The organism is Pseudomonas sp. KH_040, from assembly GCF_057839305.1.
In genome coordinates, this window is the sequence record NZ_CM174487.1 from 1,781,420 (window position 1) to 1,807,881 (window position 26,462).

The window sequence follows — 26,462 nt, forward strand, 5'->3', positions numbered from 1 at the left end:
TAGCAAACGTTTTTAGCTCGTTGCTAAAAGCAGAGGGATTTAAACAACTGGCACGGCGCCCGGTGTGGCCAGCGCCACTTGCTCACCGCACTTGCGCCCAAACACTAGCTTTTCCATCGCTTCGACAAAAGTTCTGCCCTGCAGCCAGAACCCGTCATGAATGAAACTCAAGGCGTAGCAGCGACCTTTTTCGTCCATCAACAGTGCAGCGTGGCCATGATGAATTTCGGCGATGTTCACCAAGGTGCTGCCCAAGCGTTGCTGCCAAGCCAAGAAGTCTTCATCTCCATACAGGTGTTCAAAGGCGCCAAACGCTACATCGCTGGTAGCGCAGTCTTCGCCTGTGCCGCAGGTGCCGACGGTCAGGCCGGCCAGTTGTTCGAGCAGAGCAGCGGCTGGATGCTCGCGCGGGACGAAATCCGGCAATGGCACGATATGGGTCACAGGCCAACCGGCAGCCAGGAACAGTGGGTGGAGAGTCTCGGGAAGTTCGATCAGCGGGTGCATTGGGAGCGTCCAGGCTTAGGCAGCGTTCTGCATTAACGGTCTTTTTTATTGCACTGAATCGTTTGTCAACATTCAGCCGTACCGGGATACCTTGTCTCTGAGAGATGCCCCTATTTCAATGGGATTTTTCATGATAACTATTCCCCAGAATTAGTTTGCGCCGCACCAATAGCATATAAATTGGTTTGCCGCATGAGCATGTCGAGCTAAAGCTTTGCAATCAAACGATTAAACGCACGTGAGCAGCCTCGTTGCTTTGCATCTCTGATGATCGAATCGTGAGTGGACGGTTCAAACGTTTCGCGAACCGCTTTCTTTGCTATTTCATTGAACTGCGCATTATCAAAATCACACTCTACTGTTGAAAACATATAAGAATTGCGCTTGGACCACTGGTCAAAACTTATGACGATTTTTTCGTCGAAAATCAGTGCTCCATCACTTTTATCCTCGAAGAAAAAGAACACCATTCGATTCGTATCGACATGCCCCATTGATGTAGCAAATGGCTGTTTTCTCAAAAGCGATGTCAGCCTTACCCCACCTGCAATACCAAGACCTCCCCCCAAACCCTCACTCGCAAAAAAATACTGCTTGAACACTACCGTTATTTTTCTACGAAAATAAGGAACGTCGTATGCTTTCTCGAAAGAATGAAAGCCATTTGGATCGCCGATCAGTTCAAAATCGCCGCTTATGAAATCCGACTCGGAAAAGCTGTCCAACCCAAAAATACTTGGTTGAAAATTACCCGAGCCCTCTATGAACAACTCAACAAGCTGATGGAAATCTGTAGAAATCATACTAGAAGAGTTGTTGCGCCTTGATCCACGCGGAAATCATTTTCTTTATTTCATCCATCAAGGATAGATTTCCGAATATAACAAGCTCACATCCCGCCTCTTTGTCTTGATACGAGGAAAGCTCATCAACATCCTCGTCTAATACTATTCTAAGAATCTGGCCATTCACCTCATTTCTTACAGAAAAAATTGGATTTCCATCCATGAACGGCGTGCCGTTTGAAAAGAATGTATTGTAAAAAGGCGCCTTGAATATTTCACTAGCGACTTCGTTTTTCTGAACCTCTAGATAAAAGAATTTATAAAAATCCTGCTCTAGTTGAAAATAGCTGTCTTTGTTGCTCAGGTAGTCATCAAACATTTCCCTACTCCACAAATGCTTTGCCAGTAATTACTTCGATATCAACGCGCTCACTTTTGGTATCTTTTACCTTGAACGTCTGACTGATATGCGCATCCGCTCCGCCGCACTTAGCCGCATTGTCAATATATTTGTCCGCCTTCTTGAATGCATCCTGTCGGGCTGCGAGGTCTTTTTTATTGAGTTTTCCTTTCAACTCCTCAAGCTTTTTCTTAGCGTCGCTAGCGGTCAGAGGCGTATCTTGGTTCCATGCGACAGACTCTTCAAGCTTGGCACCTTGAGCTTGAATACGTCCTCTGTGGGCTGCCAATCCTAAAGGATCGACCCACCCCATAGGATTCGGGGCATACTGATAAATATTTATGCCACCCTCATAACTTATTGGGTCCTTACTGATGAACCGCCCAACCCCCGGATCATAGTACCGATACCGATTGTAATGCAGCCCCGTCTCATGATCGTGATACTGCCCCTGGAACCGTATCGGGTTCATCACGCCATGCTGCCGCGCCCACTCCGAGCGCTGCTCCGTCACCTGCCCCCACGCCTTGTACTGCGCGGTCCAGGCAAGGTTGCCTTGCGAGTCCGTCAATTCCTGCGGCGTGCCGAGGTGATCACACTGATACCAGGCCAACGCATCAAACGGTAAAGCCGTTGCCTTGTGATTCCATACCGGGTCGTCATCGAGGCTGTATTCACCACTGTAATCCGGCAGCCTAATCAGATCGATCGGCGCGTGCCGCACAGCCTGTGCCACAGGGACAAAAGTCCCCGGTTCGAAGACGTAGTGCACCGTGCGACCCGGTTCGCCATCGCTTTGCGCTGGGCTGCTTTCAAAGGCGAGGTTGTCGCCATCCCAGCCGTACAAGGTGAAGCCGCAGCCGAGTTCGCGTTGTTTGCGCGCGTGCTCGTTTCTGTTCCAGAGGGAACCTGCTTCAGGACGTTGTTTGTAATGCGCGCGGGATTTTTTGTGCAGGCGGCGTCCCAGTGCGTCGTAGGCGAAATCCACGCTTAGGCGCGGGTCTTCGAAATGCACAAGTCGATCAAACAAATCCCACTGTAGATCGCTGCGTTGGCCGTTGTGCCAGCGCTGGATCTGGTTGCCGCGTTCGTCGTACTCGAAGTGGGTGCCGGCGTATTCGCGCAGCAGGTTATCGACCAGTTTGCTGCGTGGTGGGGGCAGGTCCAGTGGGCGGCGAATTTCTGTCGCTTTGTCGTCGAGCAGGTTGCCGGCCGGGTCGAAGGCGAAGGTTTCCACGCCTTGACGTGTGGTGGCGCTGAGCAGTCGGCCGACCGGATCGTAGCGATAGGCGAGCGGCCCGCGGCGGCTGTCGTTGATGTCGGTCAGTTGGCCGGCGGCGTCGTAGCTGTACTCGCGTTTGAGCAGGGTGGATTTGTCGTCGCTGCGTCCCAGCAACTGTTCCTGCAAGCGGCCGGCCGGGTCCCAGCTTTGGGTTTGCAGCAGGTGGTTGCCTTGATGGCGGGCGACTTCGCGGTGCAGGTCGTCACGCTCGTAGCCGATCAGTTCGTGTTCATCGAGGCGCAGGCCCAGCAGGTGGCCGCTGCCGTAAGTCAGCCAGCTGACGCGGTGGCCGTCGGGGCGCACGCTGGCGACTCGTTGGTTGAGCACGTCGTACTCGTGTTGCCAGATCGCGACGGTGGGTTTTTCCAGTCCGAGGTAATGTTGGTGTTCGCGCAGCAGATTGCCGGCCGGGTCGTGAAACCATTGCAGACGGCTGTCGGCGTTGTCGGCCAGCACCAGGTTGCCGTTCCCATCGTAGGCAAAGGTTTCGCTTTGCGACTGGTCGCCCAGAGTGGCGCGACGCTCGGTCAAACGGCCCATCGGGTCGAAGCTCAACGAGATGACGCGTTGGCCATTGATCGATTGCGCGAGGCGACCGGTGAGCGGGTCGTACTGATAACGCGTGCTGCGCCCATCGAAACCGCGCTCTTCGAGCAGGCGTCCGACCGGGTCGTAGTGGAAGTGCGCGCGTTGTTCGTTTTCGTTTTCCAGCGCCGTTAACCGTCCGAGACGATCCCAGCGATAGCGCAGGGTTTGTTCGGCTGCGTCGATGCGTTCGGCGATCAAACCGGCGGCGCTGTAGCTCCACGTGGTGCAGCGATCGAGAGCGTCGACATGCGCCAACAGCCGACCTTCGGCGTCTCGCTCAAAGCGCTCTTCGGTCTTGTCCGGGTGCTTGATCAGCACCGGTTGGCCGGCCTTGTATTGGTATTCGGTGGCGTTGCCGGCAGCGTCGGTGAAGCAGACCATTTGCCCCAGTTCGTTGTAGTCCCAGGCGCTGGTTTTGCCCGAGCAGTCGACGTACTCGACCAGTTGCCCGGCGTCGTTGTAGTCCAACGTCTTTTCGTTGCCGTTGGCGTCCTTGATCGCGGTGGGCTGGCCGGATTTGTTGTAGGCGTATTCGGTTTTGTTGCCGAGCGGATCGAGCGCTTCGACCAGGTTGCCTTGATCGTCATAGGCGCGCTGCCATTGTCCGCCCTCGGCGTCGCTAATCTTGATCAGCAGGTCCTGATCGTCGTAGGCGTAATGCATCACCGTGTGATCGGCGCGGATGTGTTCGAGCAGGTTGCTGCGTTCATCGTAGCTGTAGCGATCGGTGCTGCCGTCGGCATTGACGCGGCGCACGATATTTTTCGCCTCGTCGCGGAAGAACCATTCCGAACGCTCGTCGGCGTAGCGAATGCGATAGGTGTAGCCAAGGATGTCGTAGTAGTGCGAAGTCTCGTTGCCGAGCGCGTCGGTGACGTAGGTCAGACGAATGTTCTCGTCCCATTCCAGGCGCGTGTCGAAACTGCCGTCGTCGGCCCATTCGCGCACGGCTTTGGCCTTGGCGTTCTGACCATCCCACTGCAGGTTCATGCCGCGCCCGGTGCGGTCGGTGTAGCGGGTGATCAGGTGATGCTGGAACTGATACGACCAGACTGCACCGTTCTCGTCCTGCGCCTGAATCAGGTCGCCATAGGCGTCGTACTGGTAGGCGCAGAGCTGGCGCAGCGGTTCGCCGTCAACGATCTGCCAAAGGCCGATAAGCCGGCCGTGATCGTCGAGCATCGTGCCGAGGTGCAAATGGACTTTGGTGAAGTCGTTTTCCTGATAGGTGATCAGGTCGGAGAGCAGCGAGTGTTCGCCGTGACGATGCTCGTAATGCAGCATCATCCCGGCGCCGTTGCGCAGCGAGATATTGCTCAGCACAAAGCGCTGGCCACGGCGGACGTAGGTTTCTTTGCGTTCGAAACCACGGCACAGCAGCAACTGATCTTCGCTGTTGCGGACCAGGGTGATGTTTTCGATGGCGTCGTAGTGGAACAGGCCGACTTTTGGCAACGGATAACTGTGGTCGCGGCCGTCAGCGCCGTAGAACGTCAGGCCATCGTCCATGCAGTCGAAACGCGTGGTGAATTCGCTGATCCAGCGAGCGCCGAGTTCGCTCTGATCGTAGGCATCGAGGCGCGAGTTGTAGGTGCGCGTCCATTCGATCGGGAAGGGGCCGGGCAGGCTGAAATCGGTATGGCTGAGGCTTTCCGAACCCAGGGCGAAGTTGATGCTGAATTCAGTGGCGCATTTACAGGGCCCTTTCTCCGGATTAGGCGCACTTTTCGCTGGGACTTGCTTGTTGTTAGCGCCCAACTCGCCTTCCGCAGCCGTGTGCGTGGCCTTACCGGTCTTCTCCGTATGGACCGCAGCGTTCTGGCCATGGGCATTGCGCTTGCGCCACAGGGTCACGGCGCTGGAGAGGATCTGCAGCAGCCAGCCGATGGAATTCTGCACGTTTTTATCGTCGAGCTTGCTCAACTGCGTGCGCAGTTCCGGGCCCATCGCGCGCAGTTTGCCGGTCTCGGTGGTGATCTGTGTCTGGAGCTTGGTCGACACCAGATTCTGCGCGACGCTGTTGGCCAGGCCCTTGCCTGCCGCTTTCAAGGCGCTGTTGGCGGCCGCTAAAAAGTTGTCGGCCGTCGCGAGGGGGTCGTTGAGGAGTTGGCCGCGCCCGACGCTTGCTCTTGCGCTGGCTTCCTCCAGATCACCCTTGGCATCCAGCCGGCCAAGGGCTGTTGTTTCGATACCGGTGGCAATCTCGTTGATGATTTGTTCGCCGAGCTTGCCAGCGTCCGCCAGAATCCCTGGTAACTTGCCTTTGGCTTGCTCAACAAAGTCATCGAGGGTGCCGATGATCGAGGCATTCAGGTGACCGACCAGCACCTCGATCACGGAAGTGCTGAGCAACAACTTGCCGCTGGCCCTCATCTCCTGACGTACCAGAAACAGCGTCGGCCGCAGGGTCATGCGCGCCGCTGCCATCGACGGCGGCAACGGCAAGACGCCGATCAGGTTGATGCCAAGGCTGGCCCAGGTGAGCAAGTCGCGTTGCTTGGCGTCCGACAGGGTGACAATGTCACTCAGCGCATCGACCAGTGCCATGATGTTGCCGACCACCGGCAAGAAACCGGCGTAGTTCTTGATCCGGTCAAGCGTAACCACACCATCGGTGGCGGATTGCAGCCAGGCGTCGAAAGCCGCTGCACTGCTGGCGACGTCCTGAACGTCGATGGCATTGAGTGGAACGATGGCAGCTTGGGGCTCACGTTTTGCGACAGCAGTTTCAGTGGTCATTACGGCATCTCACCCGCCAACAAGGGCCGGGCTTTGCGGGCAAAAAGTTGAAGACCTCAGCGAGCGGGCGACAACAAGCCGCCTCACAGAGGTACGCATCAAAGTGAAAAAACGGGATTAGCTGACGACAGCGCCTTTCGGGCCGCTGGCGATCAAGGCGGCGCCGCAGGCGGTTTTCATGCCGTCCAGTGCGATAGGGGTGCCATCGACGGTATAGGTGCTGCTGCCCTCGGCAATCGGGAAAACCCCTTTGCACAACGGGCAGCTGACCTTGTGCCCGACCCCGGCAATCGGCTTGCCGTTGAGGTCGGTGCGGGAGAAGGCTTCGAGGACTTTGCCACCGTGAGTGGTGGAGTCGCCCAAGCGAATTGCGTCTTTCATTGCGTCATTCCTTTGACCGAGGATGGCTGGCTCGGCGAGCAATCCTGTCTTTCCTGCCTGCGTTCAGCAGGCGTTAGTGCCGATTTGATATCAAAATCCGTGCCAGCCACTATATGGCCATTACGCAGCAAGGGTTTGCGCCGGATGACTGCGGGATAAATCGATTTTTGCAGGGGAAAACGGTTCAAAGTGCGCAAGAAGTTGCGCAGTGCTGTGCAACTTCTTGCGCACTCGGCTACAGGGCCCGTGTGACATGGGCTGGAGACTATTGACGGGCGTTTTTTTGACGACAGGTGCGCAAGAAGTTGCGCACTTGGGCGGCTGATCGATTTCTGACAAATCGATGGCGATTGCTTTGGCTTCATCGCGAACAGGGGAAGGCCGGCAGTGGATCTTCAGCAGGTTCGAGGTCTGTTTCGCGGTATCCTGCGCGCTCTGATTACGGACGCTTTTCCATGCTGGTGATTTCCAACAACGTGCATCTGCCGGATGCCGAGATCGAACTGACCGCCATCCGCGCGCAAGGCGCCGGTGGGCAGAACGTCAACAAGGTCTCCAGCGCCATGCACTTGCGCTTCGACATTCCGGCCTCGTCGTTGCCCGAGTTCTACAAGGAGCGGCTGCTGGCGCTGCGTGACAGTCGCATCACCAGCGATGGCGTGCTGATCATCAAGGCCCAGCAATACCGCACGCAGGAAGCCAACCGCGCCGATGCGCTGGAGCGTCTGGTCGAGCTGATTCTCAGCGCGACCAAAGTCGAAAAGAAACGCCGTCCGACCAAGCCGACCCTCGGCTCAAAGAAGCGTCGGCTCGAATCGAAAACCAAGCGCGGCAGCATCAAGGCCGGGCGCGGCAAAGTGGACTTCTAGTCTTCGCGATACTTGGCGGTGTGCTTGTACAGATACACGCTCAGTGCCAATCCGCTTAGCGCGGCGAGGGCGGCGAACAGGAAGATGGACGCAAAACCGAAGCCTGCCGCAATCGCCCCGGCCAGCGGCCCGGTGATCCCCAGCGACAAGTCGATGAACAGCGAATAGGCGCCGACCGCTGCGCCACGGCTGGATGCGGGCACCAGATTCACCGCTTCCACGCCCAGCGCCGGGAACACCAGCGAGAAACCAAACCCGCTCAACGCCGCACCGGCCAGCGCCCAGTGCGCGTCCGGCGCCAGCCACAACAGCAGCAGACCAAGGGTTTCCACCGACAAACAGGCAATCGCCACGCGAAAGCCGCCGAGGCGGTTGATCAGGTTGCCGAACAGCAGCCGCGCGCCGATGAAGCTGGCGCCGAACAGGCTCAGGCACAACACGGCGTTGTCCCAATGCTGAGTCGCGTAATACAGGGTGATGAAGGTGGCGATGGTGCCGAAGCCGATCGAGCCCAGCGCCAGACCGCAGCCATGGGGAAACACTTTACCGAGCACATGCATGAACGGCAGACGCTCGCCGGCGACAATCGGTGCCGGCGTTTTCGGCCAGGCCAGCAACAGGCCCAGTGCGGCGAGCAGGATGATGCTGACGCCCATGCTCCACAATCCCAACTGGCCGACCAGCCACACGCCGAACGGTGCGCCGACCGCGAGTGCGCCATAACTGGCGATGCCATTCCAGGAAATCACTTTGGCGGTGTTCGCTGCGCCGACCCGGCCGATGCCCCAGCCGATCGAGCCGGAGCCGACGAGGCTTTCCGCGCTGCCCAGCACCAGTCGACCGATCAACAGACTGATCAAACTGAGCATCGGCATGCTCGGTGTCCACGCCGAAATCAGCATGAACACACCGCTCAAGCCACACCCGGCGAGGCCAATCATCACCGCGCGTTTGCTGCCCTGGTTGTCGATGATCTTGCCGGCGTACGGGCGGCTGAGCAGGGTGGCGAGGTATTGCACGCTGATCACCAGACCGGCGATCACCGCACCAAAGCCCAGGTCACTGTGGACATAGCCCGGCAATACCGCGAGCGGAATACCGATGTTCAGGTATCCGATAAAGGTGAAGAGGACGATGGAAACGACTTGCAGCGTAACCGCCAGGGGGCGCTGGGGTTCTGGCATAGAGGACGACATGGGTAACGATCCACGGGAACGGCAGATTAGATAGGCTGCTTATGATACCGACGCCGACGGATCTGGGGCGGGAAAAGTAAAACTATTTGCTGGATGGCGACATCAAGGTTTGGCGGGGGCAACCAGCTGCGTGGTGACCAGCGCGGCCAGGGCGTTTTCCTCTGTGCCGAAACGGGCGAGCAGGGCGGCTTGTTTCTCGGGCGAGAGACGGTTCCAGATCTCGATCATTTTCTCGGTGGCGCCGATCAGTACGGCAGCTTGGCTTTCGGAGAATTCGTCGGTCATGGCGGGCTCGGGGTTCAGGCAGTGTGGAAAGCGCATGTTAGCGCTTTCCACACGGTCTGTACGACGGGTCTTACTCTTCGTTGTCGGCCGGGCGGCTCTCAACGGCTTCTTTCGGCTCGGGTTGCCCCGCGCCGGCTTGTTGCGTGGTCGTCTGCTCAGGTACGTGCAGGCTTGGGAAGGGGAGATTAGGAATCTCGTGCATGGTTGCGCTCCTCGCTAAGTCTGTTGATAGATCTGGTAGATCCGCGCTTCTTGAAAGCCTGCGCAGGATACAGCAGGAAAAATGACAATCAGACTTTTAATTCAAATTAATGCGACAGATGGCCGCAGGGGAGGCCCAGACGAGAGATTGATCGTTCCCACGCTCTGCGTGGGAATGCCTCAATGGACGCTCTGCGTCCGCTGTTGGGACGCAGAGCGTCCCGGGCTGCATTCCCACGCGGAGCGTGGGAGCGAGCAATGGGAGGGATTATTTGCAGACGCTGGCGATGGCTTCGGCCAGCAAGGCGAGGCGCGTAGCGTCGATACCGGCAACGTTCGCCCGGCCCGAGCTGACCATGTACACGCTGTGATGCTCACGCAGTTGTTTCACTTGCTCCGGCGACAGCCCGGTGTAAGAGAACATCCCGCGTTGCACACCAATGTGCGCAAAACGTTCACGCAAGCCGTGCGGCTCCAGCGCTTCAACCAGGCCGCTGCGCAGTTGCGCAATACGCAGACGCATGGCTTCCACTTCATCGGCCCAACGGGCTTTCAGTTCTGGATCGGCGAGGATGGTCGCGACCACTGCCGCACCGTGATCCGGTGGCGTCGACCACAGGTTGCGAGCGATGTTGGCCAGTTGGCTGCGGATGTCGATGAGCTTGTCGGCGGTTTTCGCGCAGACGATCAGCGCACCGGTACGGTCGCGGTACAGGCCGAAGTTCTTCGAGCAGGAACTGGTGATCAGCAGCTCGGGCACTTCTGCCGCGAACAAGCGGGTTGACCAGGCATCCTGCTCCAAGCCATCGCCAAAGCCCTGGTAGGCAAAGTCGATCAGTGGCAGCAGATTGCGGCTGCGCACCACGTCCAGTACACGCTGCCAGTCGTCATGATTCAAATCGAAACCGGTCGGGTTGTGGCAGCACGCGTGCAGCAGCACCACATCACCTTTCGGCACTTCGTTGAGCACCGCGAGCATGGCTTCGACGTCGAGGCGGTTGTCGCTGCCCACGTATGGGTAGTGACTGACCTTGACCCCGGCCGTGGCGAAAATGGTTTCGTGGATCGGCCAGGTCGGGTTGCTCAGCCACACGCCTTTGCCCGGCAGGCATTGGGCGATGAAGTCGGCGGCCAGACGCAGGGCACCGGTGCCGCCCGGGGTCTGAGTAGCGCCGGCACGTTGTTCGGCAATCAGCTTCGAGTCGGCACCGAGCACCAGCTCGTTGATGGCTTTGCCGAACAGCGGGTTGCCGTGGCCACCGATGTAGGTCTTGGTGTCCTGGCTTTCGACGAGGCGCGCTTCGGCGAGTTTCACCGCTTCCGGGATTGGCGTCAGGCCCTGAGCGTCCTTGTAGACGCCAACGCCCAAGTCGAATTTGCGCGGGTTGCTGTCCTGCGCATACGCCTCCATCAAGCCGAGGATCGGGTCGCCGGGTACCCGGCCGATGGCGTCAAAATGCATTACTTGCGTCCTTCTGCAGTCTTGGCCACTTCGTCAGTACGCGCGGCCATGATGAAGTCGTTGCGGTGCAGACCTTTGATCGAGTGGCTCCACCAGGTCACAGTGACTTTGCCCCACTCGGTCAGCAGGCCCGGGTGATGACCTTCGGCCTCGGAGATCTCGCCGACAGCGTTGGTGAAGGCCAGTGCGTGTTTGAAGTTCTTGAACAGGAAGACCTTCTCCAGTTGCATGATGCTGTCGCGCACTTCGATGTTCCAGTCAGGGATCTGCTTGATCAGGATCGGCAGTTCTTCGTCGCTGACTTGTGGCGCATCGGCGCGGCAGGCTTCGCAGTGGGCTTGGTTCAAAGTCGACATGGTGTATTCCTGAAATCGAGTGTGTTTTTTTTATTAAAGCGTTTGAGCTGTCAATGCCGTCACGCTAAACCAAAGTGGCGGCGACTGACAGGCTCAATTGTCAGCAAAAGTCGCGGTTCACGCGGCTTTCGGTTTCGGCGGAAATTTCGGTGCGTGCAGACCCAGCTGCATGCCTTGGCGAACCATGGCCATGATGTCTTCATGGGCCACATCGAACAGACGCTTGAGGTTCGGCAGGACAAAGTACAGCGGTTGCAGGATGTCGATGCGATACGGCGTGCGCATGGCTTCGAGCGGATCGAAGGCTTGATGCTCAGGCTCGTCCGACAGCGAGTAAACGGTTTCTTTCGGTGAGGACAGGATGCCGCCGCCGTAGATGCGTTTGCCTTGTGGGGTGTCGACCAGGCCGAACTCGATGGTCATCCAGTACAGACGCGCTAGATAAACGCGTTCTTCCTTGGTGGCCTGCAAACCGAGTTTGCCGTAGGTGTGGGTGAATTCGGCGAAATACGGGTTGGTCAGCAACGGGCAGTGACCAAAGATCTCGTGGAAAATATCCGGCTCTTGCAGGTAGTCCAGCTCTTCGCGGGTACGAATGAATGTAGCGACCGGAAATTGCTTGCTGGCCAGCAGTTCAAAAAACGTCTGGAAGGGGATCAGTGCCGGCACGCGGGCGACCTGCCAACCGGTGGTCTCGCCGAGCACCTTGTTGATCTCGCCGAGTTGCGGAATGCGGTCGTGGGGCAGACCGAGTTTTTCGATACCGTCCAGGTATTCCTGGCAGGCACGCCCTTCGATCACTTTTAGCTGGCGAGTGATCAGCGTGTTCCACACCGCATGTTCTTCGGCGGGGTAGTCGATAAAACCTTGCGCATCGGGCTCGCGGGCCACGTATTGCGTCTGCTTCATACTGCTCTCCTGCTAGGGGAATTCGTTCTTGTTATGTCCAGCGATGGATTCAGAATTACCTGAGAGCGGGTTGATGTGCAGCAGGTTGAATGGCCTGCGCGTAGGAAATTTCTCTCTAATTCGTAAAGTTATCGTTACGGTTTGACGGATATCTCGCTTTTACGGTGATTCACAGGTTTGAAAAGGCCGATGGCTGTCACATAATCTTGACAACTATCTGCGTGCCACCATAGAAAAGTCTGGCGCGGTCCCCTGTAGGAATGAGCCTGCTCGCGATAGCGGTGTATCAGTCAGCATCAATACCAACTGACCCAAAGCCATCGCGAGCAGGCTCACTCCTACAGGTTTCTCATCGTTTATTCGGGCGATTTATATGCGCATCAAAGTCCACTGCCAGAACCGCATCGGCATCCTGCGCGACATTCTCAACCTGCTGGTTGCCTATGGGATCAACGTCGCGCGCGGCGAGGTCGGTGGCGAGCATGGCAATGCGATCTACCTGCACTGTCCGAACCTGATCAATATTCAGTTTCAAGCGCTGCGCCCCAAGTTCGAAGCGATCGCCGGGGTGTTTGGCGTCAAGCGGGTAGGGCTGATGCCCAGCGAACGACGGCACATGGAGTTGAATGCGCTGCTCGGCGCACTGGAGTTTCCGGTGTTGTCGATCGACATGGGTGGCTCGATCGTCGCGGCCAACCGCGCGGCGGCGCAGTTGCTCGGTGTGCGCGTTGATGAGGTGCCGGGGATTCCGTTGTCGCGCTACGCCGAAGATTTCGACTTGCCGGAGCTGGTGCGCGCGAATAAATCGCGAATCAATGGCATGCGGGTCAAGGTCAAGGGCGACATCTTTCTGGCCGACATCGCACCGCTGCAATCGGAGCACGACGACAGTGAAGCGATGGCCGGTGCCGTGCTGACCTTGCATCGCGCCGATCGCGTTGGCGAGCGCATCTACAACGTGCGCAAGCAAGAGTTGCGTGGCTTCGACAGCATCTTCCAGAGTTCGAAAGTCATGGCCGCCGTGGTGCGGGAAGCGCGGCGTATGGCACCACTGGATGCGCCGCTATTGATTGAAGGCGAAACCGGCACCGGTAAGGAGTTGCTGGCGCGTGCCTGCCACCTCGCCAGTCCGCGCGGGCAGTCGCCGTTGATGGCGCTTAACTGCGCCGGCCTGCCCGAGTCGATGGCCGAGACCGAGTTGTTCGGTTATGGCCCGGGTGCGTTCGAAGGCGCGCGCGCTGAGGGCAAGCTTGGGCTATTGGAGTTGACCGCGGGCGGCACGCTGTTTCTCGACGGTGTCGGTGAAATGAGTCCGCGCTTGCAGGTGAAGTTGCTGCGTTTTCTGCAGGACGGTTGCTTCCGCCGGGTCGGCAGTGATGAAGAGGTTTATCTGGATGTGCGGGTGATCTGCGCCACCCAGGTGGACTTGTCTGAGCTGTGCGCACGGGGCGAGTTTCGCCAGGATTTGTATCACCGCTTGAACGTGCTCTCCTTGCACATCCCGCCGCTGCGCGAATGCCTCGACGGGTTAACCCCACTGGTAGAGCATTTTCTTGATCAGGCCAGTCGGCAGATCGGCTGCTCGCTGCCGAAACTGGCGCCGGCGGCGATGGATCGCCTCAGTCATTACCACTGGCCGGGCAACGTGCGGCAACTGGAGAACGTGTTGTTCCAGGCGGTTTCGCTGTGCGACGGCGGCACGGTGAAAGCTGAGCATATTCGTCTGCCGGATTACGGCGTGCGTCAGCCGCTTGGCGATTTCTCGCTGGAGGGTGGGCTGGACGAGATTGTCGGGCGCTTCGAGAAAGCAGTGCTGGAGCGGCTGTATTCCGAGCATCCGAGCAGTCGGCAGTTGGGTAAGCGGCTGGGGGTTTCGCACACCACGATTGCCAACAAGCTGCGTGAATATGAGGTCGGCAAAGATCCCGAAGCTTAAGATCAAAAGATCGCAGCCTTCGGCAGCTCCTACAGGAATACGCATTTCAAATGTAGGAGCTGCGGCACGCTGCGATCTTTTGATCTTTTGCCGCCAAGCGGCATAACACCGCCGGTTTTTCGACTTCGATACATTTCAAATTTCCTCTCGCCATCCCTCAAGTCCTTTGTTTACCGGGCCTTTGTGCGCCAGAAAAAAGTTGGTCTGCAAATTGCTTATGGCTCAGCAGTACAGCGGTGGGCGGCAAACGTCCGGCATGCAGAGGAAAGAGTGTGGACAAGTACCTTTATGTGGCAATGACCGGCGCCAGCCAGAATGCGCTGGCGCAAAAGGCGCATGCCAACAACCTGGCGAACATCTCCACCAACGGTTTTCAGCGCGACCTGGAGCAGGCGCGTTCGATGCCGGTGTTCGGTGACAGCTTTCCGGCGCGTGCGTTTGCCATGAGCGAACGGCCCGCCACCGACTTCACCCCGGGCTCGCTGGTGCAGACCGGCCGCGACCTCGACGTCGCGGTGACCGGCAACGGTTTCATTGCCGTACAGAACCCTAACGGCGGCGAAAGCTACGTGCGCACCGGCAGCCTCAACGTCGACGCCCTCGGCGTGCTGCGCGCCGGCAACGGCATGCCGGTGATCGGCAACGGCGGTCCGATCGCCGTGCCGCCCGAGCAGCAGATCGAAGTCGGTGAAGACGGCACCATCAGTATTCGTGCGATGGGCGAAGGCCCGCGCGTCATGGCGGAAGTCGACCGGATCAAACTGGTCAACCCGGACATCAAGAACATGAACAAGGGCCTCGACGGCTCGATCTACACCAAGGACGGCCAGCCTGCGCCGGCCGATGCCAACGTCAAGCTGGTGTCGGGTTTCCTTGAGTCGAGCAACGTCAACGCCGTTGAAGAGATGACCTCGGTGCTGGCCTTGGCCAAGCAGTTCGAGTTGCACGTCAAAATGATGAACACCGCCAAAGACGACGACCAGGCCATGGCTCGGGTCTTGCAGATCAGCTAATTATCAGAACGTCGCGCCGTAAAACAGGCGCACGAGGAGAATCGAATGCTTCCGGCTCTATGGGTTGCCAAAACCGGTCTGTCCGCCCAGGACACCAACCTGACCACCATTTCCAACAACCTGGCAAACGTGTCGACCACGGGTTTCAAACGTGATCGCGCCGAGTTCCAGGACTTGCTCTATCAGATCAAGCGTCAACCAGGCGCCCAGTCGACCCAGGACAGCGAACTGCCGTCGGGTCTGCAACTGGGTACCGGTGTGCGCATTGTCGGCACCCAGAAAAACTTCACCGCCGGCAGCCTGCAAACCACCGAGCAGCCGCTGGACATGGCCATCGACGGTCGCGGTTTCTTCCAGATTCTGCAGCCGGACGGCACCACGTCGTACACCCGTGACGGTACCTTTCACCTCGATTCCAATGGCCAGATTGTTAACGCCAGTGGTTTCGCTCTGGAACCGGCCATTGTCATTCCGAACGATGCCCAGACCTTCACCGTCGGCCGTGACGGCACGGTGTCCATCACCGTCGCCGGCAACGCTGCGTCGCAGGTGATCGGCAACCTGCAAACCGCTGACTTCATCAACCCGGCCGGTCTGCAAGCCGTGGGTAACAACCTGTTCCTGGAAACCGCCGCTTCCGGCGCGCCGCAAGTCGGCACCCCGGGTCTGGCCGGTTTCGGTACCACCCTGCAGAACACCCTGGAAACCTCCAACGTCAGCACCGTTGAGGAGATGGTCAACATGATCACCACTCAGCGCGCTTACGAGATGAACTCCAAGGTGATCTCCACCGCTGACCAGATGCTCTCGTTCGTAACGCAGAATCTGTAATCAAGTCTATGAGGCGGCCATGAGGTCGCCTGCAACACCGTGAGGTAGGGTCATGAATCGCTTTGTATCTGTTCTGGCATTGAGTGGGGTCGTCTCGCTCGCGGGCTGCGTCGCCCCGACGCCCAAGCCCAATGACCCTTACTACGCCCCGGTGTTGCCGCGCACGCCGTTGCCGGCTGCCGCCAATAATGGCTCGATCTATCAGGCCGGCTTCGAGCAGAACCTGTACAGCGACCGCAAGGCTTTCCGGGTCGGTGACATCATCACCATCACCCTGAACGAGCGCACGCAGGCGAGCAAGAACGCCAACTCGCAGATGGACAAGAACAGCGATAACAGTGTCGGTCTGACTTCGTTGTTCGGCTCCAGCCTGACCACCAACAACCCGATTGGTGGCGGTGACCTGAGTCTGAACGCCGGCTATAGCGCTGACCGTTCGACCAAGGGCGACGCCAAGTCCGGGCAGAGCAACAGCCTGACCGGTTCGATCACCGTGACCGTCGCTGACGTGCTGCCCAACGGCATTATCGCCGTGCGTGGCGAGAAGTGGCTGACGCTGAACACCGGTGACGAGCTGGTGCGCATCGCCGGCCTGGTGCGCGCCGATGACATCGCCACGGACAACACCGTGTCGTCGACCCGGGTCGCCGATGCACGCATCACCTACTCGGGTACCGGCGCGTTTGCCGATACGAGTCAGCCAGGCTGGTTCGACCGTTTCTTCCTCAGCCCGCTGTTCCCTTTCTAGGTGGCTACGTTGAATCTGAAAAGCTTCATGCTGGCGGCGACCCTGATGTCCGCCGCTTTTGGTGCCCACGCCGAGCGGCTGAAAGATATCGCCAGCATTTCCGGCGTGCGTTCCAACCAGTTGATCGGTTACGGCCTGGTGGTCGGGCTTAACGGCACCGGCGACCAGACGACGCAAACCCCGTTCACCCTGCAGACCTTCAACAACATGCTCTCGCAGTTCGGCATCAAAGTGCCGCCGGGATCGGGCAACGTGCAGTTGAAAAACGTCGCGGCGGTGTCGATCAGTGCCGACTTGCCGGCGTTCGCCAAGCCCGGTCAGCAGGTCGACATTACCGTGTCCTCGATCGGTAACTCCAAGAGCTTGCGCGGCGGTACGCTGTTGCTGACCCCGCTCAAGGGTATCGACGGCAACGTCTACGCAGTCGCTCAGGGCAACCTGGTGGTTGGCGGTTTCGACGCAGAGGGCCGTGACGGATCGAAGATCACCGTCAACGTTCCGTCGGCCGGTCGCATTCCGGGCGGTGCCTCGGTAGAGCGCTCGGTGCCGAGCGGTTTCAACCAGGGCAACAGTCTGACGCTGAACCTCAACCGTTCCGACTTCACCACCGCCAAACGTATCGTCGACAAGATCAACGACATGCTCGGCCCTGGCGTTGCGCAAGCCATCGATGGCGGTTCGATCCGCGTCACCGCGCCACTCGATCCGAGCCAGCGCGTCGACTACCTGTCGATCCTGGAAAACCTCGAAGTCGATCCGGGTCAGGCGGTGGCGAAAGTCATCATCAACTCGCGTACCGGCACCATCGTCATCGGCCAGAACGTGAAAGTGTCGCCAGCCGCCGTGACCCACGGCAGCCTGACCGTGACCATCACCGAAGACCCGATCGTCAGCCAGCCGGGCCCGCTGTCCAATGGCCAGACCGCTGTCGTGCCACGCTCGCGGGTGAATGCCGAGCAGGAAGCCAAACCGATGTTCAAGTTCGGCCCGGGCACCACCCTCGACGAGATCGTGCGGGCGGTGAACCAGGTCGGCGCGGCACCGGGTGACTTGATGGCCATTCTCGAAGCCTTGAAGCAGGCCGGCGCGTTGCAAGCCGACCTGATCGTGATCTGAGGCCGACCCTTATGGATATGCGCAAAAGCGGTCTGGTCAGCAGCAGCGATTCGGGTTCCTACTCGGACCTCAATCGCCTGAACCAGCTCAAGGTCGGCGACAAGAACAGCGATGCGAACCTGCGCAAAGTGGCGCAGGAATTCGAATCGCTGTTCCTCGGCGAGATGCTCAAGTCGATGCGCTCGGCGACCAACGCCTTGGGTGAAGACAACCCGCTGAACACGCCGGCGGCCAAGCAGTATCAGGAAATGTACGACCAGCAACTGGCCGTTTCCATGTCCCGCGAGGGCGGTGGTATCGGTCTGGCCGACGTGCTGATGCGGCAGATGTCGAAGAACAAACCGCTGGCGCCGGGTGAGGCTGCGGTCGCGTCCGCCGCCAAGCAGGAAGAGGCCAAGGCGAAAGCTGCGGCCGTGGTCACACCGGTTGCCGCTGGCACCGTTGCTACCAACGGTCCATTGTCGCGGCTCAATGGCGAGCGTCCGTTGTGGGCTTCGCGTTCGGTGAGCGCGCCGAACACGCAACTGGCTCATCGCAATGACATGGAACTGATCAATCAGCGTCGTCTGGCTCTGCCACCGAAACTGGCCGATCGTTTGCTCGCAGGCCTGGTGCCATCGGCTACGCCGGCAGTGGCCACGCAATTGCCGCAACGCGCGACTACCGCGGCCACCACTGGCGCCGGCCCGCTGTACAACGGCGACTGGCTGGCACGCGCCGAGGGCGAAAAAGCCTCCGGCGGGCAGATGCAGATTTACGGTCGCGCCATGGCGCAGATCCCGTTGGCGCCGGCGAAGAAAGCCTTCAGTTCCGCCGACGAATTCGTCAACACCATGCTGCCGATGGCCAAGGAAGCGGCCGACCGCATCGGCGTCGATCCGCGTTATCTGGTGGCGCAAGCGGCGCTGGAAACCGGTTGGGGCAAGTCGGTCATGCGCGCCCAGGATGGCAGCAGCAGCCACAACCTGTTCGGCATCAAGGCGAGCAGCAACTGGAAGGGCGATTCGGCCCGCGCGATCACCAGCGAGTTCCGTAATGGCGAGATGGTCAAGGAGACGGCCGAGTTCCGTTCCTACGCCTCGTACAAGGACAGCTTCCACGATCTGGTGACTTTGCTGCAGAGCAATAATCGCTATCAAGATGTCGTGAAGTCTGCCGATAACCCAGAACAGTTTGTACGCGAGTTGCAAAAGGCCGGTTACGCCACCGACCCGAACTACGCAAGCAAGATTTCGCAGATAGCCAAGCAGATGAACAGTTTCCAAAACTACGCTGCGGCGGGTGTATCCACCACGCCTTTATAAGGCACAAGGTATAAGGTCTGAACCATGAGTTTGCTCAATATCGGGATGTCGGGACTGTCGGCCAGCCAGTCCTCTTTGGCTACGACAGGCAACAACATTGCCAACGTCGACACCGCCGGTTATTCACGTCAGCAAACCGTGCAGGGCACCAAATCCTCGCAGCAGTACGGCACCGTGTTCATCGGTACGGGCACCACCCTGGCTGACGTGCGCCGGGTGTACAACTCGTACCTGGAAAGCCAACTGCACACGGCCACCTCGCTCGACAGCGAATCGGCCGCGTTTCTGGCCCAGGCCACGCCGCTGGACTCCATGTTGTCGGACACCAACACCGGCCTGACCGGCGTGCTGCAAAAATTCTTTACCACGATGCAGGGCGTTTCGACCTCGGCGACCGATGACACTTCCCGTCAATCGGTGCTGACCGGTGCGCAGGCGCTGACCAGTCGTTTCAACACCATTGCCAAACAGCTCAACGATCAGAACACCACCCTCAACGGCAGCCTGGGTGACATGACGGCCCAGGTGAACAAGCTGGCCACCTCGATTGCCAACCTGAACCAGAAGATCGGCGAGATCTCCACCAGCGGTGGTGCGCCGAACGATCTGCTCGACAGCCGCAACGAAGCCGTACGCCAGCTCTCCGAACTGACCGGTGCACAGATCGTCGAGCGTGGCACCAGTTTCGATGTCTACATCGGCAGCGGTCAGCCGTTGGTGATTGGCAATACCACCAACACGCTGAGCATGGTCGCAAGCAAAGACGACCCGTCGCGCATGGCCATCCAGATGGATCGCGGTTCGAGCACCATCGACATCACCTCGGCGATGAGCGGTGGCGAAATCGGCGGCCTGCTGACTTACCGCAAAGAAGTCCTCGACCCGTCGCTCAACGAGCTGGGCCGAGTGGCGCTGGTGATCGCTGATCAGGTCAACAGCCAGCAAGCGCAAGGCATCGACAAGAACGGTGACTTCGGTGCGGCGATTTTCAACAACATCAACAGTGCCGCGCTGATCAGTTCGCGCAGCATCGCGCAGTCGGGCAACAGCACCGGTTCCGGAAACCTCGATGTCACCATCAAGGACACCGGCAAGCTGACCACCAGCGATTACCAAGTGACGTTCACCAGCGCCACGGACTACACCGTCAAGCGTTCCGACGGCACCGACATGGGCGCCTTCAGCACCACAACCAATCCGCCGCCAGTGATCGACGGATTCACCCTCGCCCTCAAGGGTGGGGCATTGAGCGCCGGTGACAGCTTCAAAATCACCCCGACCCGCAATGCGGCGGCGAGCATCCAGACGGTGCTCACCGATCCGAAGAAAATCGCTGCGGCCGGTCCGTTGACCGGTGTGGCCAGCGCCAGCGGTCTGGGCACCTTCACCCAGCCGACGCTCAACAGCAAGATCGATATTTACAACCCGACTTCCCAGGCTGACATGCAGGCGGCGCTGAAGAATTCGACGCCGGTGAAACTGGTGTTCGGTGCGGTCTCCGGGGGCAGCCAGTCTTACACTTTTGTGGATGCCAAGGGCGGCCTCATCAGCAGCGGCACTATCGTTCCCGGTCAATCGAACGCGCTGGAACTTAAAGTCGGCATCGTCGATGCCAGCGGCAACCCGGTGCTGGACACCAGCGTTACGCCGAACGTACAGAAAACCTTCTCCGTACAGACCACCGTTGGCGGCACGCCGAAGCCTGGCGAAACCTTCACCATGAACCTCACCGGTGCGGCGTCCTCGGACAACCGCAACGCGCAATCGCTGGTCGCCCTGCAAACTGCGCAGACCGTCGATACCGGTTCCGCCAGCAAAGGCATCAGCCTGACTGACGCTTACAACAAGCTGGTGACCAACGTCGGCACCAAGACCGCTCAAGGCAAGTCTGACAGCGCCGCCACCACGGCGATTCTGGACAACGCCAAAGGCGCCCGCGATTCGCTGTCCGGGGTCAACCTGGATGAAGAAACCGGCAACCTGGTCAAATATCAGCAGTACTACACAGCGTCTTCGCAGATCATCAAAGCTGCGCAGGAAACTTTCGCCACGCTGATCAACAGCCTTTAAGGAGTCGTAATTCATGCGCATTTCCACCGCCCAGTATTACGGCACGCAAGCGTCGGACTATCAGCGTAACTTCAACAAGGCTGTCGCCACCGCCAGCGAGGCGAGCAGCCTGCAGCGCATCAACACAGCGGCCGATGATCCGATCGGTGCCGGGCGTTTGCTGCAGTTGGGCCAGCAGGCCGCGATGCTCGATCAGTACAAGACCAACGTCGACACCACCAAAAGTTCGTTGACTGTGCAGGAGTCGACACTGGACTCCATCACCACCGCATTGGCACGCGCCAAGGAACTTGCCCTGGCGGCCAACAACGGCACGGCCACCGACAAGGACCGCCAGGCTTACGCGTCGGAACTGGGCCAGATCCAGCAACAAGTGCTGGGCCTGATGAACTCCAAGGATGCCAGCGGCAATTACCTGTTCTCCGGTTCGAAAACCGATACCGCGCCGTACTCGCAGAACGCCGATGGCACCTACTCCTACAACGGTGACCAGACCACGATCAATCTGGGCATCGGCGACGGCATGACTGTTGGCACCAACACCACCGGTTGGGCCGCTTTCCAGCAGACCATCAATACCGCGCGCACCAACGTCACCATGACTGCGCCGGCCGTGGATGACGGCCGCGTTGTGCTGTCCAACGGTACGGTCGGCACTGCCGCCACCTATGATTCCAAATTCACTGCCGGCCAGCCGTACACCGTCAGCTTCCTCAGCAGCACTCAGCTGAAAATCACTGATGCCCTGGGCAATGACGTGACCGCTGAAGCGAGCCAGAACGGTCTGGTCAGCAACAGCAGCGGCGCCAACCAGACGGTGAGCTTCCGTGGCGTCGACATGAAGTTGAATATCAACTTGAAGACCGGCGACACCAACCCGGACGCGGTGATAGCTGGCCACAGCTTCCAGTTGTCCACCGCGCCGGACTCGTTCACCACCACGCGCAGCCCGGGTAACCCGTCGACCGCCGTGATCACCGGCTCCAGCATCACCGACCAGGCCGCCTACACCGCGGCATTCCCGCAGGGCGGCGCCGTCCTCAAGTTCACCAGCGCCACCGCGTTCGATCTGTACGCAGCGCCGGTCACTGCCGACAGCAAACCCGTGTCCTCGGGCACTATCGTCGGTAACAACGCTACTGCGGCGGGCGTCACGTTCGCACTGGGCGCTGCCCCGGCTGCCGGTGATCAGTTTTCGATCCAGCCGAACGACCACCAGACCCAGAACGTGCTCGACACCCTGGGCCAGATGATCACGGCGTTGAACACTCCGATCGATGGGGATCCGGTGGCCAAGCAGAAATTCCAGGGCGCAATGGAAGCGGGCCTCGGCAACATCGACGCGGCCAACAATCAAATCGGCGCCGCGGTGACCGAGATTGGAGCACGTGGTCAGGCGCTGGATATGCAGGCCGTCACCAATGACAGCCTGAGCACCGCGAACACCACCACTCAAGGCTCCATTCGCGATTCGGATCCGGCTGAAGTGATGACTCGTTTGACCCTGCAGCAGACCATGCTGCAAGCTTCGCAGCTTGCGTTCAGCAAGATCAGCCAGTTGGGTCTGTTCAACAAGATCTGATCCTCAACGGGCGTGTAAGCGCCCGTTTGCCTTGTCCCTCAGTCATGTTTTTTAGCGGTATCAAGGGCTCGCTTTTCCGAGCGGGCTCGTACCGCCTGTGAGCCCGCCGTGAATTCACTTCCTCTTGTCAGCCTCGTTATTCCCGCCTTCAATCCGCGCTTTTTCGAGCGGACGCTGAACAGCGCCGTCAGCCAGAATTACGCCAATCTTGAAATCATCGTATGCGATGACAATCGTGGCCACGAGATCGAAGACATCGTTACGCAGGTGACAGAGCAGACCGGGTTTGCAGTGCGTTACGTGCGCAACTCACGAACGCTGGGCCTGGTTGGTAACCTGAAGGCCTGCCTTGAGCAAGCCCGGGGCGACTTCATCAAATTCCTGTGTGACGATGATCTGCTGTATTCGGCCTGTATCGAACAGCAAGCCCATGAGATGCAGCGCGAAGAAGTCAGTCTGGTGGTCGCGCAACGGTTGCTGTGGGATGCCAACGACATCATCCTGCCCGCACGTCTGGAAAACAGCTCGTTATCGCCGGCCAGTGGCTTGCTCAAAGGCGACGACGTACTAAGCATCTTCGAAAAATTTCCAGTCAACGTGCTCGGCGGTTTCAGCAGCGCAATGTTCCGGCGCGCCGACGTCGCCGAACTGCTGCCGGCCCTTACCGAGGATGGAGCCTGCTTCGTCGCGACCCTGGATTTTGCTTTGTATGTCTGCCTGCTGCGGCGCGGCAACCTGGTGGTCTCCAACAATGTGCTGAGTGCCGAACGACTTTACCCCGAGCGTCTGAGCGCGCAGCAACCGATGAAAGACGCGGCGGAGATCGAGCGCGAGTGGATCTCGCAAATGCTCAAGGTCCGCAGCGGAGAGTCGGCGCCTGCGCCGGGATGGGTGCGCTATGTGCAATTGACCAAGGCCGACGAGACACCTCGGGTCTGGGAAGAACTGCCGCTGAGCCGTACCCTGGGTTCCAAGCAGAGCCGTCAGGAATTGGGGGTCGGTGTCGACAGCTTCAGTTTCGGCGAACTCTATGCGCAGTGGCTGGCGTGTCGGGTGCTGACCGCGGCACAGCGCAAATGGCTGCCGGAAACCCTCGCCGGCTGGTCGCATCAGCCGCGCATCGTGCCGATCATCATTGATGGGCAAGGCAGCCGCGATGGTCTGGAACGTACGCTTGATGCGCTCGCCGCTCAGGATTATCCGCCGGAGCTGGTGCTGGTGCTGTCCACGGTTTGCAGCGAAGCGAAGCTGGACGGTCGGGTGTTCCACATGCCGTTGCAGGGTGACGGCCTGGAGCAGATCAACGCTCTGCTGCCGCAACTGGAAGGCGCCGACTGGTTTTATCTGCTGCAGCCAGGTGACTGCCCGGTGGTGCCAGCGTTGTTGGTGATGGCCGATCGCATTGCGCACGCAAGCTCGTTGACATGCCTGTACAGCGACGAAGGCAGCCTGCGCGATGGCGAGTCGGCAGAGCCTGCGTTCAAACCTGATTTCAACCTTGATCTCATGCGTAGCTATCCCTACGTCGGGCGCGCCTTGGCATTCCAGCGCGAACGGTTTCTGGCCCTTGGCGGTTTTACCTCGACGTTCGCCGAACTGGCGCCCCACGATGTGCTGTGGCGCATGGTTGAAAGTGATGGCCTGCAAGTCGTCGGGCACATTGCTGAAGTGCTGCTGGAGTCGAAATACGACCTGTCGCAATGGCTTATCAATCCCGGCGTCGTCGAGCAAAGTCCGCGAATCCTCGAAGCGCATCTGCAACGCCTTGGCATCGCTCATGAAGTCCGTGTCGGTAATAGCGGGCTGCTCAATCGTGTCGACTATCACCATGCCCGGCGCCCGCTGGTGTCGGTGGTCATTGTCACGCAGGACCAGACCGCCGCGTTGCAGCGCTGCGTCGAGACCCTGCTGGAAAAGACTGCCTACACCGAGTACGAATTGCTCTTGGTCGACAACGGCAGCGAAAGCGCCGAAGCGCTGGCGTGGCTGGACGGTATGGCGCAAATGGGCAGCGAGCGGATACGTGTGCTGAGCTACCTGCAAAAGGGCAATGCGGCAGCGGTGCACAACTTTGCCGTCGGCCAGGCGCGCGGTGAGTATGTGCTGATGCTCAATGCCTTCGCGGTAATCACCCAGAGCGATTGGCTCGACGAACTGCTCAATCATGCGCAACGACCGGAGGTCGGGGTGGTCGGCGCCAAGCTGTTCAACCCGGACGGTGGCGTGCTGCACGCGGGTCTGATTCTTGGCTTGAACGGGCCGGTCGGGTTGCCGTTCTATGGCCAGCCGATGCAGTCGGAAGGGTACATGCACCGCCTGCAAGCAGTGCATGACCTGAGTGCCGTCGGCGGTGATTGCCTGATGATTCGCCGGTCGGTGTACGAAGCGGTCGGCGGGCTGGACGAGCAGGACCTCAAGCAAACGCTCAATGTCGTCGATCTGTGTCTGCGTGTTGGCCGTGACGGTTATCTGGTGGTGCTCAACCCTCATGCGGTGCTGGCCGTGGGGGCACGGCCAAGTGCAATGGCGACGCCTGAGGAAGAAGCGCAGCACACCGAGGAGAGGGAGACGTTTTACCAGCGCTGGCTGCCGCTCGTGGCGCGCGATCCGGCCTACAACGTCAACCTGACGTTGCAGGGCGTGGGCGCCACCAACTTCAGTCTGGAGCCTGGCCTGCGCACCGGTTGGAGTGCGTTCTCCAAGGCACAGCTGCCCAATCTGCTGGTGGTGCCGATCAACGCTTCAGCCATCGGCCATTACCGCATGAGCCAGCCGATGATCGAGCTGGAAGCGGCCAATCGGGCAGAAGGGCGCATTTGCTACGGTTTGCCGTCGATCATCGATATCGAACGTCAGTCACCTGATGTGATCGTTCTGCAAGGGCGCTACTCGGAGCACGCCATCGATGAAATCCCACCGTTGAAAAAGTACTTCAACGCTCGACGGATCTTCGAACTCGACGACTACGTCATTGATGTTCCCCACCGCAATGCGCACATCCGTAATATGCCGAGCAAGCAGGACATGGAGCGTATGGTGCGGCGTGCCATCGGGCTGTGTGATCGCGCGGTCGTATCCACCGCGCCGCTGGCCAACGTGCTGTCGGACATGCACCACGACATTCGTGTCGTCCCTAACATGTTGGCCAAGGACTTGTGGGGCCACCTGCGCAGCCAGCGTCGGACCTCGAAGAAACCGCGGGTCGGCTGGGGCGGCGGCACCAGTCACCACGGTGATCTGGCGGTGATCGCCGAGGTTGTTCGTGAACTGGCCAATGAAGTCGACTGGGTATTTTTCGGCATGTGCCCGGATGATCTGCGGCCGTACATGCATGAGTTCCATGGCGTCATCGGCCTGGACGTGTACCCGGCGAAACTGGCCAGCCTCAACCTCGATCTCGCGTTGGCGCCGCTGGAATTCCATATCTTCAACGACTGCAAGAGCAACTTGCGGCTGCTGGAATACGGCGCCTGCGGTTACCCGGTGATCTGCACCGACACCGAGGCCTATCGCGGTTACTTGCCGTGCACGCGGATCAAGACCAACTCCACGGATGAATGGCTGCAAGCGATCCGCATGCACCTGGCGGATCCGGATGCCAGTTATCGCATGGGCGATGAATTGCGTGAGGTGGTGCTGCGCGATTACGTGTTGCGCGGCGATAACCTGCGCTACTGGGAATACGGCTGGCTGGCCGATTGATCGAGCCAGGCGTGATCTGAAAAAAAACAGGCGACTTTTATAGTCACCTGTTTTTTTTTGCTTCTGAAAATCGTCTTTGCACCAGTTTCGATACAAATTTTTGCCGACGCTCAAGCTTCGCGTCTTTGCAGTCGATATCAACACATTCGTGGGTTTAGAGCGCTTGCCGCGAGGATGTTGATCGCCGCGCATGCCGGTAC

Annotated in this window: 21 protein-coding genes; 10 read left to right on the plus strand and 11 right to left on the minus strand. The window is 59.3% G+C overall.

Annotated elements, in window-relative coordinates; all coding sequences use genetic code 11:
* Window positions 1-39: 39 nt before the first annotated feature.
* From AC3IUF_RS08000 to AC3IUF_RS08020, 5 genes are all read right to left on the minus strand, one after another.
* On the minus strand, window positions 40-507 hold the full coding sequence (locus tag AC3IUF_RS08000) for an SUKH-3 domain-containing protein (protein WP_007919654.1): 468 nt from the start codon (window positions 505-507) through the stop codon (window positions 40-42).
* Window positions 508-713: 206 nt separating this feature from the next.
* Window positions 714-1,310, minus strand: a complete 597-nt coding sequence (locus AC3IUF_RS08005; protein ID WP_447784160.1) for a hypothetical protein — start codon at window positions 1,308-1,310, stop codon at window positions 714-716.
* Window position 1,311: 1 nt separating this feature from the next.
* The gene (locus tag AC3IUF_RS08010; protein WP_007919652.1) at window positions 1,312-1,671 is read right to left on the minus strand and encodes a hypothetical protein; all 360 of its coding nucleotides are present in this window, start codon (window positions 1,669-1,671) and stop codon (window positions 1,312-1,314) included.
* 4 nt (window positions 1,672-1,675) lie between these two features.
* Entirely contained in the window at window positions 1,676-6,301 is a 4,626-nt protein-coding gene (locus tag AC3IUF_RS08015; RefSeq protein ID WP_489280849.1) for an RHS repeat-associated core domain-containing protein, read from the minus strand.
* A 117-nt stretch (window positions 6,302-6,418) separates the two neighbouring features.
* Window positions 6,419-6,682, minus strand: a complete 264-nt coding sequence (locus tag AC3IUF_RS08020; RefSeq protein ID WP_007920142.1) for a PAAR domain-containing protein — start codon at window positions 6,680-6,682, stop codon at window positions 6,419-6,421.
* A 455-nt stretch (window positions 6,683-7,137) separates the two neighbouring features.
* Between AC3IUF_RS08020 and arfB the strand changes: the two genes are divergently transcribed.
* Window positions 7,138-7,551: an alternative ribosome rescue aminoacyl-tRNA hydrolase ArfB gene (gene arfB, locus AC3IUF_RS08025; RefSeq protein WP_007920134.1), complete on the plus strand. Its 414-nt coding sequence runs from the start codon at window positions 7,138-7,140 to the stop codon at window positions 7,549-7,551.
* Here arfB and AC3IUF_RS08030 read toward each other — a convergent pair.
* The 6 genes from AC3IUF_RS08030 to phhA all read right to left on the minus strand — a co-directional run bounded on the left by AC3IUF_RS08030 (window position 7,548) and on the right by phhA (window position 11,960).
* Window positions 7,548-8,735: an MFS transporter gene (locus tag AC3IUF_RS08030; protein WP_447787518.1), complete on the minus strand. Its 1,188-nt coding sequence runs from the start codon at window positions 8,733-8,735 to the stop codon at window positions 7,548-7,550. The genes arfB and AC3IUF_RS08030 overlap by 4 nt on opposite strands.
* A 114-nt stretch (window positions 8,736-8,849) precedes the next feature.
* Window positions 8,850-9,032 carry a hypothetical protein gene (locus tag AC3IUF_RS08035; RefSeq protein WP_042704957.1) on the minus strand — a complete coding sequence of 61 codons (183 nt, stop codon included), beginning with the start codon at window positions 9,030-9,032 and terminating at the stop codon, window positions 8,850-8,852.
* 70 nt (window positions 9,033-9,102) lie between these two features.
* The gene (locus tag AC3IUF_RS08040) at window positions 9,103-9,234 is read right to left on the minus strand and encodes a hypothetical protein (RefSeq protein ID WP_016987951.1); all 132 of its coding nucleotides are present in this window, start codon (window positions 9,232-9,234) and stop codon (window positions 9,103-9,105) included.
* A 267-nt stretch (window positions 9,235-9,501) separates the two neighbouring features.
* On the minus strand, window positions 9,502-10,695 hold the full coding sequence (locus AC3IUF_RS08045; protein WP_489280850.1) for an amino acid aminotransferase: 1,194 nt from the start codon (window positions 10,693-10,695) through the stop codon (window positions 9,502-9,504).
* Window positions 10,695-11,051: a 4a-hydroxytetrahydrobiopterin dehydratase gene (locus tag AC3IUF_RS08050; RefSeq protein WP_003222798.1), complete on the minus strand. Its 357-nt coding sequence runs from the start codon at window positions 11,049-11,051 to the stop codon at window positions 10,695-10,697. Before AC3IUF_RS08050 ends, AC3IUF_RS08045 begins: the two co-directional genes overlap by 1 nt.
* A gap of 117 nt (window positions 11,052-11,168) precedes the next feature.
* The gene (gene phhA, locus AC3IUF_RS08055; RefSeq protein WP_007920123.1) at window positions 11,169-11,960 is read right to left on the minus strand and encodes a phenylalanine 4-monooxygenase; all 792 of its coding nucleotides are present in this window, start codon (window positions 11,958-11,960) and stop codon (window positions 11,169-11,171) included.
* A 373-nt stretch (window positions 11,961-12,333) separates the two neighbouring features.
* Between phhA and AC3IUF_RS08060 the strand changes: the two genes are divergently transcribed.
* The 9 genes from AC3IUF_RS08060 (at window position 12,334) to AC3IUF_RS08100 (ending at window position 26,262) form a co-directional block, all read left to right on the plus strand.
* On the plus strand, window positions 12,334-13,896 hold the full coding sequence (locus AC3IUF_RS08060) for a sigma-54-dependent phenylalanine hydroxylase transcriptional regulator PhhR (RefSeq protein WP_007920121.1): 1,563 nt from the start codon (window positions 12,334-12,336) through the stop codon (window positions 13,894-13,896).
* A gap of 272 nt (window positions 13,897-14,168) precedes the next feature.
* Window positions 14,169-14,909, plus strand: a complete 741-nt coding sequence (locus AC3IUF_RS08065) for a flagellar basal body rod protein FlgF (protein WP_007920119.1) — start codon at window positions 14,169-14,171, stop codon at window positions 14,907-14,909.
* Window positions 14,910-14,954: 45 nt separating this feature from the next.
* Window positions 14,955-15,740 carry a flagellar basal-body rod protein FlgG gene (gene flgG, locus AC3IUF_RS08070; protein WP_007920118.1) on the plus strand — a complete coding sequence of 262 codons (786 nt, stop codon included), beginning with the start codon at window positions 14,955-14,957 and terminating at the stop codon, window positions 15,738-15,740.
* A gap of 52 nt (window positions 15,741-15,792) precedes the next feature.
* The gene (flgH, locus tag AC3IUF_RS08075) at window positions 15,793-16,488 is read left to right on the plus strand and encodes a flagellar basal body L-ring protein FlgH (protein WP_007920116.1); all 696 of its coding nucleotides are present in this window, start codon (window positions 15,793-15,795) and stop codon (window positions 16,486-16,488) included.
* Between the two features lie 27 nt (window positions 16,489-16,515).
* Window positions 16,516-17,604: a flagellar basal body P-ring protein FlgI gene (locus AC3IUF_RS08080; RefSeq protein WP_042704956.1), complete on the plus strand. Its 1,089-nt coding sequence runs from the start codon at window positions 16,516-16,518 to the stop codon at window positions 17,602-17,604.
* Between the two features lie 11 nt (window positions 17,605-17,615).
* On the plus strand, window positions 17,616-18,908 hold the full coding sequence (gene flgJ, locus AC3IUF_RS08085) for a flagellar assembly peptidoglycan hydrolase FlgJ (RefSeq protein ID WP_414916114.1): 1,293 nt from the start codon (window positions 17,616-17,618) through the stop codon (window positions 18,906-18,908).
* A gap of 24 nt (window positions 18,909-18,932) precedes the next feature.
* The gene (gene flgK, locus AC3IUF_RS08090; RefSeq protein ID WP_007920110.1) at window positions 18,933-20,978 is read left to right on the plus strand and encodes a flagellar hook-associated protein FlgK; all 2,046 of its coding nucleotides are present in this window, start codon (window positions 18,933-18,935) and stop codon (window positions 20,976-20,978) included.
* Window positions 20,979-20,991: 13 nt separating this feature from the next.
* The gene (locus tag AC3IUF_RS08095) at window positions 20,992-22,560 is read left to right on the plus strand and encodes a flagellar hook-associated protein 3 (RefSeq protein ID WP_095114164.1); all 1,569 of its coding nucleotides are present in this window, start codon (window positions 20,992-20,994) and stop codon (window positions 22,558-22,560) included.
* Between the two features lie 108 nt (window positions 22,561-22,668).
* Complete coding sequence (locus AC3IUF_RS08100; protein WP_489280851.1) at window positions 22,669-26,262, plus strand: glycosyltransferase; 3,594 nt, start codon at window positions 22,669-22,671, stop codon at window positions 26,260-26,262.
* Window positions 26,263-26,462 lie beyond the last annotated feature (200 nt).